Origin of the sequence: Actinoplanes sp. NPDC020271, from assembly GCF_044388125.1 — a bacterium.
In the GTDB taxonomy this organism is placed as follows: domain Bacteria; phylum Actinomycetota; class Actinomycetes; order Mycobacteriales; family Micromonosporaceae; genus Actinoplanes.
The window spans coordinates 359712-371752 of the sequence record NZ_JBIRWQ010000005.1 but is presented as its reverse complement, the minus strand read 5'-3'; the positions used below and the strand labels follow the sequence as shown (position 1 = coordinate 371752).

Genomic DNA, 12041 nt, shown 5'->3' with positions numbered 1-12041 from the left:
CTCATGCCACGTTCTCCAGGACGACGGCGAGCGCCTGGCCCACACCGATGCAGATCGCAGCGACGCCGTACCGTCCGCCGGACTCCTTGAGCCGCGCGGCGAGCGTGCCCAGGATCCGGCCGCCGGACGCCCCGAGCGGGTGCCCGACGGCAATCGCACCGCCCTTGGCGTTGACGATCGCCGGGTCGATGTCCCACGCGTCCACGCAGGCCAGCGACTGCACGGCGAACGCCTCGTTCAGCTCGACCGCGGTAACGTCGGCCCACGTGACGCCCGCGCGAGCCAGCGCCTTGTCGGCGGCCTCGACGGGCGCGTAGCCGAACATGACCGGGTCGACCGCGGCGACCCCGCGGCCCGCGACCCGGGCGATCGGTGCTGATCCGATCCGGTCGGCCGCGGCCTCGGAGCCGAGCAGGATCGCGGACGCCCCGTCGTTGAGCGGCGAAGCGTTCCCGGCCGTGATCGTCCCTTCCGGCCGGAACGACGGTTTCAGCCTGGCCAGTTTCTCCGCGGACGAGCCCGGGCGGATGCCCTCGTCACGGTCGAGATCCGCACCGGCGACCGGCACCACCAGGTCGTCGTAGAAGCCGGCGTTCCACGCCTCGTCGGCAAGATTGTGGGAGCGGGCGGCGAACTCGTCCTGCCGCTCGCGGGAGATGCCGAACTTGTCACCGAGCAGCTCGTTGCACTCGCCCAGCGAGATCGTCCACTCCTTCGGCATGTTGTCGTTGACCAGTCGCCAGCCAAGCGTGGTCGAGACCGCGGTGACGTTGCCGGCCGGGAACGCCCGCGACGGTTTCGGCAGCACCCAGGGCGCCCTGGTCATCGATTCGACACCGCCGGCCACCACGACGTCGGCGTCGCCGGATTCGATGGTGCGCGAGCCGATGATCGCGGCGTCCAGCGACGAGCCACAGAGCCGGTTCACCGTGTTCGCCGGAACGGAGACGGGGAGGCCGGCGAGGAGCACGGCCATCCGGCCGACGTTACGGTTGTCCTCGCCGGCCTGGTTCGCACAACCCCACACGACGTCGCCGATCGCGGCCGGATCCAGGGCGGGGGCCTTTTTCAACAGGCCCCGGAGGGCGGTCGCGGCCAGATCGTCCGGACGGCTCTCGGCGAGGGCGCCGCCGAACCGCCCGAACGGTGTGCGGGCCGCGGCGTAGAGGTACGCGGAAGTCATGCCACCCAACCTAGGCCGCCCGCACCGATTGTGGCCAATACTGAATCGCGCTGGATTGATAATCTGTATGCATGGATCTGCGGCACCTGCGATCGTTCGTGGCCCTCGCCGAGGAACGGCACTTCGGCCGGGCCGCCGAGCGCCTGCACCTGGCCCAACCGGCATTGTCGCAGCAGGTCAAGCAGTTGGAGCGGGAGTTCGGCGTGGAGTTGGTCAGCCGCACCACGCGCCGGGTCGAGCTGACCGAGGCCGGGCTGCGCTTCGCCGAGCACGCCCGCGCGGTCCTCGGTTCCGTCGAACGTGCCGTCACCGACATGGCACTGTTCGCCTCCGGGCACACCGGGCGGGTCTCGGTCGGCTTCATCGGCACCGCCACCTATGACCTGCTCCCCCAGGCGACCCGTGAGGTGCGGCGCCTGCTGCCCGAGGTGCGCCTGGAGGTGCACGGCGAGTCGCTGAGCCCGGCGCTGCTGGACGGTCTGCTCGACGGCACGTACGACCTGGTCGTCCTGCGTCCCGACGGGATCGCCCGGCCGGAGCTGGAGGTGCGCGTGCTGCGCACCGAGCGCCTGATCGCGGTCCTGCCCGACTGGCACGATCTGGCCGATCGAGAGAGCATCGACCTGGTCGAGTTGTCCCGCGACCCGTTCGTCATGCATTTCTCCGGTCATCGCTCGTCGATGCACGAGCACGTGCTGGCCGCCTGCGCCGCGGCCGGTTTCCGACCGTCATCGATCATGGAGGTCGGTGAGACCGCGACGCTGGTCGCCTTCGTCGCTGCCGGCCTCGGCGTCGCCCTGGTCCCGGAGGCGGTCCGCAGCCTGGACCTGGAAGGTGTCGAATATGTGCTGATCAATCGGGCTCCGACGATCGATCTGGCCATCGCGACCCGCACCGGTGAGAGCTCCGCGGCGGTTCGTCAGGTGGCCGACATCGTCGTACGCTGCTCCTCGTGACCTCGCCCCGGCGGCTGGTCCGGTTCAGCACGGCCGGCCTGCCCATCGCCCGGCGCATCGAGCTGTGGGAGGACCACAACCGGGATGCGCTGATCGGCCTGCGCTGCCACATGCTCGGTGCGCAGCCCTGCGACGGCACCGAGCGGAACCTGCAGCTGGATCGCCTCCACCTGGCTCGAGTCCGGGGCAATTCGCACGTCGTCGAGCGGCCCGCCGGGGTGATCCGGCGGAGCCCGGCCGACGCGATCGTGGTCTCCCTGGCCGTTCAGGGTGAGGCCTTCTCCTGTCACGACGGCGGCACATCGGCTGGCGCTCGATGAGCCTGCCCGACGATCCGCACCAGGCCCTGCGCGCCGCGCCGGCCACGATCCTGGGACGAGCCGCATGAACTTCACCCACGAGACCCTGCCGCAGCGGGTCGTCTTCGCCTCCGGGCAGGCATTCGCGCGCCTGCCCGAGGAGGTCGCCCGGTTCGGCGAGCGACCGCTGGTGATCAGCACCCGGGCCGACGACGTGCTGCCCGGCGCGGCCCACTTCCGCGAGGTCGCGATGCACGTCCCGGTCGCGGTCGCCGCCCGCGCGCGGGAGGCCGCGGAGAAGCACGACGTGCTGGTCAGCGTCGGCGGCGGGTCCACGACGGGGCTGGCCAAGGCGGTCGCGCTGACCACCGGCCTGCCGATCGTCGCGGTGCCCACCACGTTCGCCGGCTCGGAGGCCACCAACGTGTGGGGCATGACCGAGAAGGGTCGCAAGACCACCGGCACCGACGAGCGGGTCCTGCCCCGCACGGTCGTCTACGACGCCACGCTCACCCTGTCGCTGCCCGACGAGCTGGCGGTCGCCTCCGGCCTGAACGCGGTGGCGCACTGTGTCGACTCGATGTGGGCGCCGCGCGCCGACCCGATCAACCAGGCCCTCGCTCTGGAGGGCATCCGCGCGCTGCGGGCCGGCCTGCCCCGGCCCGATCTGGCCGGCCGGGAGCAGACGTTGTACGGGGCCCATCTGGCGGCGGTCGCGTTCGCCTCTGCCGGGTCGGGCCTGCACCACAAGATCTGTCACGTCCTCGGCGGCATGTTCGACCTGCCCCACGCACAGACCCACGCCGTCGTCCTGCCGCACGTGACCGCGCTCAACATCTCCGCGGTGCCGCCCCACGTCGCGGAGGTCCTGGGCGGGCTGCGCAGCCTGCGGGAGGAGGTCGGAGCCCCGCGGGCGCTGCGCGACTACGGGTTCCGTGACACCGACATCCCGGCCGCCGTCGAGGCGATCCTCCCGGTCGTGCCGGCTGGCAACCCGGTCCCGGTCACCGCCGAGACCCTGACCGCACTGCTGCACCACGCCTGGGCTGGTGAGGAGGCACGATGAGCACAGAACAGCAGCTCCGCGAGCAGCAACTGACCGAGCGCGTGGTCGCGTCCTTCGACGGCACGCCCGACCCGCGGCTGAAAGAGGTGATGCAGGCGCTCACCCGGCACCTGCACGCGTTCGTCCGCGAAGTCAGGCTGACCGAGGCCGAGTGGCAGCGGGCGATCGCGTTCCTGACCGCGACCGGGCACCTCACCGACCACCGCCGGCAGGAGTTCATCCTGCTCTCCGACGTGTTCGGCGTGTCCATGCAGACCGTCACGGTCAACAACGAGGCTTATCGGGATGCGACCGAGGCGACCGTGTTCGGTCCGTTCTTCGTGGAGAACTCGCCGGAGATCCCGCCCGGCGGGGACCTCGCCGGCGACGCCCCCGGGCAGCCGTGCTGGGTGGAGGGCACGGTCACCGACACCGACGGCGAACCGGTGCCGGGCGCGCGGATCGAGGTGTGGGAGGCCGACGACGCCGGCTTCTACGACGTGCAGTATGACGACGAGCGCACCGCCGCGCGAGGCCACCTGTTCTCCGGGCCGGACGGGTCGTTCCGGTTCTGGGCGATCGTGCCCACGCCCTACCCGATCCCGCACGACGGCCCGGTCGGCACGCTCCTGGAAGCGACCGGTCGTTCCCCGCTGCGCGCCTCCCACCTGCACTTCATGGTCGAGGCGGAAGGCTTGCGCACGCTCGTCACGCACATCTTCGTGCGCGGTGACGAGTTGCTCGACCGCGACAGCGTCTTCGGCGTGCGCGACTCCCTGATCAAGGACTTCGAGCCCCAGCCGCCCGGAACCCCTGCTCCGGACGGTCGCGGCCTCGGCGACCGCCCGTGGACCCGGGTGCGTTTCGACATCGTCCTCGCCCCGGCTACCTCTGCTCCTGGAGGAGAGACGCGATGATCTGCTCCGTCTCGTCGTAGTTGCCCTCGCCCGTGGCGATGTAACGAACCGTTCCGCTCTTGTCGATGGCGAAGACCGCCGGGCAGGCCTCCACACCCCAGGCCGACCAGGTCGCGTAGTCGTTGTCGATCGCGATCGGGTAGGTGACGCCCAGCTTCGCCGCGGCCTTCTCGACACTGGGGATGTCACGCTCGAACGAATACTCCGGGGTGTGCACGCTGATCAGCTGCAGACCCTGGGCCTGGTGCCGTTCGTACCAGTCGTGCAGGTGCGGGATGACGTGCCTGCAGTTGATGCAGTCGAAGGTCCAGAAGTCCACCACCGTCACCTTGCCGTCCAGCGCCGCCGGCTGTTCTCCCGGCGTGTTCAGCCACTGCGTCACCTGCTGGAACGCCGGCGCCGGCCCGCAGTCCCGCACCCCGTCGGGCTCCGTGTGAAGCGAGTCGTCCACACAGTCCCGCAGTTGCGTGGGCGCCGTCGAGCCCTTCGCCGGGCCGACCGTGCCGAGCTTCTCGACCTCGTGGCTGAGCGCGGTGGTGTAATCCGGGATCACTCGCTGCACGGCCACGGCGGCGTTGAACGTGAGTGCCAGGGCCAGCCCGACGACGGCAATGCCCGATGCGATCCGGATGCCACGCTGACGACGGCGGAACGCCTGGACCCGCTCGGCGACGGCCCGACCGGCCAAGGCGAAGATCAGCAGGCTGACGCCGGTGCCGAGCGCGAACCCGACCGCCAGCACGATGGTCCCGGCGCCGATGTGCCCGGTCGCGCCCGCGACCGCGATCGCCGCGAGGACCGGACCGGCACACGGGACGTAGACGGCACCGAGCACCAGTCCCAGCACGAACCCACCGTGCTCGGAGCCTCGCCGCAGCTCAACACCCACCGCGGGCGCGGGCACCGGGCGGTGATCGCGCGGTGCGGCAGTGTGCGATGTGGAGGCCGCACGGCTCCAGGGTGGCCGGAGCGGGGGTGGTTTCTGCGTGGGGACCCTGTGGGCGCGAGGTTCCGCAAGCGCGGCAGGAGAGGTCAGGGGCCGGGCATCCACGGGGGGAGATGCCCGGCCTGGATAGATCAAAGCACATCACCCCGCATGTCCGCTATGCGGTGTGCGCCAGTGAATGTGGTGGCGTGGGGGTCCGCTTTACCCGTGAGCTGCTGACATGGAGAATCGGTCCCCGCTGATCACCTCGACCGTGGGAAATGTCATGCCATTCGATGGTTTTATCTCCTACAGCCATGCTGCCGACGGACGTCTGGCGCCGGCTGTCCAGCGTGGTCTGCATCGATTGGCGAAGCCGTGGCATCGCCGGCGGGCGCTGTGGATCTTCCGGGATCAGACGGGGCTGGCGGTGACGCCGAAGCTGTGGTCGTCGATCCGTGCGGCGATGGACGACTCGAACCACTTCGTGCTGCTGGCCTCGCCGGAGGCGGCCCGGTCGACCTGGGTCAACCGGGAGATCGAGCACTGGCTGGAGGCGAAGTCACCCGACCTGATCCTGCCGGTCGTGACCGAGGGTGAGTGGCAGTGGGACGCCGGCACCGGTGACTTCACAGCCGACTCCACGGCGGTGCCGCCGGCGCTGCGGGGGGTGTTCGCCGAGGAGCCGCTCTTCCTGGACCTTCGCTGGGCCCGCGACGACCTGCACCTGAGCCTGCAGCACGTGCGCTTCCGGGACGCCATCGCCCAGCTCGCCGCGCCGATGCACGGGATGAGCAAGGACGACCTGGAGGGCGAGGACGTCCGGCAGCACCGGCGGGCCCGGCGACTGTGGACGGCGGCTACGGCGATGCTGGTGCTGCTGACCCTGGTCACCTCACTCACCGGGGTGCTCGCGGTTCACAACGCCGACCGGGCGACCACCGCGGCGACCGAGGCCCGCGTGCAGCAGGAGGTGGCGTCGCAGCAGCGGGTCACGGCGGAGCGCGCCACCGCGGAGTCGCAGCGCCAGCAGCAGAACGCGCAGGAGCAGGAGGACCGGGCGAGCGCCGCGAAGATCGAGACCGCACGGCAGAAACGGCTCGCCGCGGAGCAGCGGGCGCTGGCCGACGAGGCGTCGGCGGAGGCGAAACGGCAGCAGGACGCGGCGGACGACTACCGCGCCAGTGCCCAGTTCCAGAAGTCCAACGCGGAGCGGCAGGAGCAACTCGCGCAGGGCGCCGGCGAGGAGGCGAAGCAGCAGAGGGCCGAGGCCGAGCGGCAGAAGGCCGAGGCCCGCCGCCAGGAGACGCTCGCGGACCAGGCGACGACCCGCGCCCAGGAGCAGAAGGCGCTCGCCGCGGAGTACCGCAAGGCCGCGCACCAGGCCGACGAGGAGCGCAAACGGCAGGAGCAACTGGCCCGCGAGGCGGCCGACGAGGCTCGCCGCCAGCGGGAGGCGGCCGCGGCGCAGCAGCGCGTCGAGATCAGCCGGCGACTGCTGGCCCGGGCCCGCGCGATGGCCGCCGACGACCCGCGGAAGGCCTTGATGCTGGGTGTGACCGCGCAGCGCCTGAACCCGGACGCGCAGACCGCCGAGCAGCTGAGCCACCTGGTCATGTCGACGCACTACGCCGGCACCCTGAGCGACGTGGACAACGTCGTGTCGCTCGCGGGGCAGGCCGTCGCCACCGTCGACGCCGGCGGGACAGTGTCGGTGTGGGACGCAACGAAGCCGTCGGCCCCGACCCGACTGGCGAAGCTACCGGGCGACACGACCAGAACAGCGTCACCAGCCGGCAACCCGGCAACCTCAGCTACACCAGCCGGCAACCCGGCAACCTCAGCTACACCAGCCGGCAACGCAACAACGTCAACGGCACCAGCCGGCGACACGGCAAAGGCGGCCACACCGGCCCGCGACGCGACGGGAGCCCCGACACCCACCGACGACGCGACGAAAGCGGCGGCGACGCTGCTGGTGGCCAGCCCGGACGGCCGTACCGTCGCGGTCTTCGGCGGCGGCACCGGAGCAGCATTGTGGAATGTGGCAGACCCGGCCCACCCGGTACGCCTCCCGCCCCTCACCGACGCCGCCGGAATCGCGTCGGTGGCATTCAGCCCGGACGGCCGAACCGTCGCCACGAGCAACAACGACAAGGACACAGTCCTCTGGGACATCTCCGGGGCCGTTCCCGCCGCCCGGTCCACGCTGCCGGACGCGTACCCGCTGAAGTTCAGCCCGGACGGCCGGACCGCGATCACCAGCGGCCCGACGGTCACCGTCTGGAACGTGGCCGACCCGGCGCACCCGGTGGCCGGCGCGAAGCTCGCTCCCCTGTTCGGCACCCCGATCACCGACGCCCGTATCGAGTTCGACCCGACGATGCCGCTCGCCGCCGTCGAGGCCGGCGGCGACTACGTGGCCCTGTGGGACCTGACCGATCCAGCCCAGCCGAGCCAGGGCGCGTCAAAACTGGCCGTGACCGGAAAAGCCCACCTGAGTTCGATGACGTTCAGCCCGGACGGTCGCACGCTGGCGTTCGCCGACGCCGCCGGAACGACCGTGCTGTGGAACGTCGAGGGTGGCGACTGGCCGTGGCTCTCGACCCGGCTGGCCACGCTCAACTCGCCCGGCGGCCCGGTGCGCTCGATGGGGTTCAGCCCGGACGGGCGGACGCTGATCACCGCCGGCCCGCGCCGGACGGCCACCCTGTGGAGCACCAGGGGACCGTTCGCACAGGACGCGTCGGCCGTACTGCCGGGGCCTTTTCCCGGGAAGGTCGTCGGCTTGGCCTTCGGCGCGGACAGCCGCTCGCTGCTGGCCGCGGGCCGGCAGGGCTCGGCCGTGTCGTGGGACGTGACCGATCCGAAGAGCCCGGTCCGCGGGGATGCGGTGCCGCTCTACGGCAGCACGGTCGAGGGGATCACGCTCAGCCCGGACGGCGGGACGATGGCTGTCGTCGGCGCTGACAAGACGGTGACGCTGTTCGACCTCAAACGCGCGGCGACCCTGGCGACGATCAAGGACGGCACGAGCGCCGTGGCTGCGGTGACGTTCGGCCCGGACGGTCACACGCTCGCCGTCGGCCGCAGTGACGGCAAGACGACCCTGTGGGATCTGACCGATTCTCATCAGCCCACCCGGCTCGCTGATCTCGCCCTCCGCGCGCCGATCTCGGCGATCGCGTTCACCCCGGACGGGCGAACCATGGCCGTCAGCGAGAGCAACTACGTGACGACGGTGGACGTGTCCACTCGTTCCGTTCCGGTGCAGCTGACCTCGGTGCAGCTCAAGGACTACGCGTACGCCGCGAACGCGCTCGCCTTCAGCCCGGACGGGCGCACCCTGGCGGCGGGCACCGACAACGCCACCACCGTCCTGTGGGATGTCGCCGACCCGTCCCGGCCGTACCAGGCCGGCACGCTCGTCGGGCACACGAACCAGGTGCTGTCGGTCGCGTTCAGCCCGGACGGCCGCACTCTGGCCACCGCCAGCCTGGACGACGCGATGATGCTGTGGGACGTCGCCGACCCGGCCAGCCCCGTCCCGTACGCCGTCATCAAGAGCCCTGACCTGCAGAGTTTCAACACGGCGTTCAGCCCGGACGGCCACACGCTCGCCGCGGGCGGCGGTTACGGCGTGCCGACCCGCAACGTCACCCTCTGGGACGCGAGAGTGCCGTCCGCGCTGGCCGCCGACCCGGCCCGGCCGGCGTGCACGATCAGCGGGCGCGGCCTCGACGCCGGCGAGTGGCAGCAGTACGTCCCGGAGCTGCCCTATCAGCCGACCTGCTGACCGAGCGCGGGCACTTCGAGGTCGCTGCGGATGTCCCGGCCCCGATCCCGGTGGGTTCCGGCCTCACCGGGGTCGGGGCTGGTGGCGGCGAGACCGTCGTGGGCGCGGGCCGCCTCGAACCGGTCGCCGATCTCCCCCGACAGCCTCAGCGCGTGCTCGTGCTGGAGCCGAGCCTCGCCGGTCTCGCCCACGCCCTGCAGCACCTGACCGAGATCGTTCAGCGCCGCGGCCTCGCTGGCCCGGTCCCCGATCCGCCGCAGCAGCACCAGCGCACGCCGCAGGTGCTCGGTCGCCTCGCCGAGCCGGTCCTGGCCGGCGCGGATCGCGGCCAGGTCGGTGAGCACGTACGCCTCCGCGGTCCGGTCGCCGGTGCGCCGGACGGTGTCGAGGCTGCGTTCGAGGTGGGCGGCGGCCCGGCCGAGCGGCACCGGCTGATGCGGCAGCCGGGCGAGCAGGGACATCACGTACGCCTCGCTGAACGTGTCACCGAGCGTGACGTAAAGCTCCAGCGCACACTCGAACCGCCCCGCTGCCCGTTCCGGATCACCGAGCCGGGCGTCGATCAAGCCGAGCCGCACCAGCGCGTCCGCCTGCCCGGCCTGGTCACCGAGCCGTCGATGCAGCTCCCACGCCTGGTGGTAGCGGTCGCCGGCCCGCCGATAGTCGCCGAGCAGCCAGTCGACGCTGCCCAGGTTGCGCAGCACCTGCGCCTCGGCCACGCGGTCACCGAGCTCTTCATACAAACCCAGGGCTTGCCGGTACGCCGTGACGGCCTCCCCCGGTCGTCCTTGCCGCCGGTGCAGCCGGCCGAGGTGCGACAACGCCCGAGCCTGGGCCGCACGGTCCCCGACGGCACGGGCCGCGGTCACCGCTGACGCCGTCACCGTCGCCGCCTCCGCCGCCGGCCCGCCGGCGTCGAGGTACCCGAACAGTGTCTCCGCCAGTGCGATCGTGTGCTGGAACCATCCGTGCGCCGTGCCGTAGACACACATCACGGCCAGGTTCGGCCGTTCCGCCTCGATCCACGCCCGGGCGTCATCGCTGCTCGCCCCGGCCAGATAGTGGTCGAACAGCCTGGTCAGCGCCGCCCGCCGCTCCGCCTCGGCGTCGTGCTCGCCGGCCAGCTCCGCGGCGTAGGCGCGCAGCAGGTCGTGCATGCCGTACCGCCCACCCCGCCCGGCCTGGACGAGACTGGCCCGGACCAGCACGCCGAGCATCCGCCGCGCCTCACCCGGCTCGGCACCGGCCAGCGCCGCCACCGCGTCGAGGTGCGCGTCCTCGCCCGGGTGCAGCCCGAACAGCCGGAACAGGCGGGCTGCGGCGTCCGGCAGGTTCCGGTACGACCAGGAGAACACCGCCCGCACCTCGGCCCGCGGATCCCCGCCCGCGTCGAGCAGGTCGAGTCGCACCTGATGGTCGCCGAGCTCGTCGACGAGGTCGGCCAGCGGCACGTCACCACGGTCGGCGGCCAGTTCGGCGGCGATCCGCAGCGCGAGCGGCAGCCGGGCACACGCCGCGGCGAGCGCTTCCGCCGCGGCCGGCTCCTGGTCCACCCGTACGCCGATCAGCTTGCGCAGCAGCGCCAGCGCGTCCGGCTGCGGCAGCAGGTCCAGGTTGACCCGCTCGGCGCCGTGCACGGCCACCATCCCGGGCAGCGACTCCCGACTGGTGATCAGTACCAGACACGATCCGGTGCCGGGCAGCAGCGGCCGCACCTGCTCCACCGAGGACGCGTTGTCGAGCAGCACCAGCATCCGCCGCCCGGTGAGTTCAGAACGGAAGCGGCCGGCGCGCTCGTCCGTACCCGGTGGGATCTCCGGCCCGCGCACGCCGAGCGCGGTGAGGAACCCGGCCAGCGCGTCGGCGACCGTCACCGGCTGCTCGGCGTCGTAGCCACGCAGGTTCACGTAGAGCTGACCGTCCGGGAACGCGTCACGGACCCGGTGCGCCCACCGCACGGCCAGCGCGGACTTGCCGACCCCGGCGGTGCCGGCGAGCAGCGCGACGGTCAGCGGCGGTTCGTCACCGCCGGGCGAGACCAGCAGCCCGTCGAGGGCGGCGAGTTCGCCGGTGCGGCCGGTGAATGCCCGTACGTCGGCGGGAAGTTGAGCGGGAATCGGGGCGACCGCGGCCGGCGGGACTCCGAGATCGTTGCCCGGCAGGTCGAGGGCCGGGTCGGCGGCGAGGATCTGCTCGTGCAGCCGGCGCAGCGCGGCGCCCGGATCGCTGCCCAGCTCGTCGGCGAGACTGCGCCGGATCCGCCGGTACTGCTCGTCGGCGTCGGCCTGGCGACCGCAGCGGTACAGCGCCAGCATCGCCTGCGCGGCCAGCCGCTCGTCCAGCGGATGCTCGGCGACCGCCGCGGACAAGCCGGGCAGCAGTTCGCCGTGCCGCCCCAGCCGCAGCAGCACGTCGTTGCCGTCGAGCTCGGCGGCGAACCGTTCGTCGAGCAGCGTGCGGCGCAGCGCGTTCAGCCACGGCGTGTCCAGGCCGGCGAACGGCTCGGCCCGCCACAGGCCCAGCGCCGCCGCGATCAGCGTGGCCGCCACCTGATCATAAGCGGTCGCCCGGCTCTCGGTCATCAGCCGGCGGAACCGGTGCAGATCCACCGCCTGCGGATCGACGGCGAGCTGGTAGCCGCCCGACTCCTTGCGGATCTCCACCCCGGCGGCACGGCGCAGGCGCGACAGGTAGCTGTAGAGCGCGCCGGCCGCCCGCTGCGGCGGATCGGCGCCCCACACCCGGTCGACGAGCTGGTCCACAGTGACCGGACGGCCCGCCTCGGCGAGCAGCACACCGAGCACGCTCCGCTGCCGGGCATGACCCAGGTCGACGGTACTGCCGTCGACATGCGCCTCCACGACCCCGAGCACCCCGAACTCCGCCGCCAACTGACCTCCGCATGACCAGGCGATTCAAG

General features: G+C 72.1%; 8 protein-coding genes. 5 read left to right on the top strand and 3 right to left on the bottom strand.

Going from position 1 to position 12041, the window contains the following annotated elements; all coding sequences use genetic code 11:
• Position 1: 1 nt before the first annotated feature.
• On the bottom strand, positions 2–1183 hold the full coding sequence (locus tag ACH442_RS14490) for a thiolase family protein (RefSeq protein WP_396338452.1): 1182 nt from the start codon (positions 1181–1183) through the stop codon (positions 2–4).
• Between the two features lie 71 nt (positions 1184–1254).
• Here ACH442_RS14490 and ACH442_RS14485 point away from each other — a divergent pair, with 71 nt between their 5' ends.
• From ACH442_RS14485 to ACH442_RS14470, 4 genes are all read left to right on the top strand, one after another.
• On the top strand, positions 1255–2139 hold the full coding sequence (locus ACH442_RS14485; protein WP_396338451.1) for a LysR family transcriptional regulator: 885 nt from the start codon (positions 1255–1257) through the stop codon (positions 2137–2139).
• Positions 2136–2459 (top strand): hypothetical protein, encoded by a 324-nt coding sequence (locus ACH442_RS14480; protein ID WP_396338450.1) that lies wholly within the window; start codon positions 2136–2138, stop codon positions 2457–2459. Before ACH442_RS14485 ends, ACH442_RS14480 begins: the two co-directional genes overlap by 4 nt.
• Positions 2460–2523: 64 nt before the next feature.
• Complete coding sequence (locus ACH442_RS14475; protein ID WP_396338449.1) at positions 2524–3504, top strand: maleylacetate reductase; 981 nt, start codon at positions 2524–2526, stop codon at positions 3502–3504.
• Positions 3501–4400, top strand: coding sequence for an intradiol ring-cleavage dioxygenase (locus tag ACH442_RS14470; protein WP_396338448.1), 900 nt, complete (start codon positions 3501–3503; stop codon positions 4398–4400). Before ACH442_RS14475 ends, ACH442_RS14470 begins: the two co-directional genes overlap by 4 nt.
• Here the strand turns inward: ACH442_RS14470 and ACH442_RS14465 are convergent.
• Positions 4369–5247, bottom strand: coding sequence for a cytochrome c biogenesis protein/redoxin (locus ACH442_RS14465; RefSeq protein WP_396338446.1), 879 nt, complete (start codon positions 5245–5247; stop codon positions 4369–4371). The genes ACH442_RS14470 and ACH442_RS14465 overlap by 32 nt on opposite strands.
• Before the next feature lie 364 nt (positions 5248–5611).
• On the opposite strand from ACH442_RS14465, the gene ACH442_RS14460 reads away from it, so the two are divergent.
• Positions 5612–9121, top strand: coding sequence for a TIR domain-containing protein (locus ACH442_RS14460; RefSeq protein WP_396338445.1), 3510 nt, complete (start codon positions 5612–5614; stop codon positions 9119–9121).
• On the opposite strand, the gene ACH442_RS14455 is transcribed toward ACH442_RS14460, so the two are convergent.
• On the bottom strand, positions 9106–12012 hold the full coding sequence (locus ACH442_RS14455; protein ID WP_396338444.1) for a BTAD domain-containing putative transcriptional regulator: 2907 nt from the start codon (positions 12010–12012) through the stop codon (positions 9106–9108). The two genes, ACH442_RS14460 and ACH442_RS14455, sit on opposite strands and share 16 nt — an antisense overlap.
• Positions 12013–12041 lie beyond the last annotated feature (29 nt).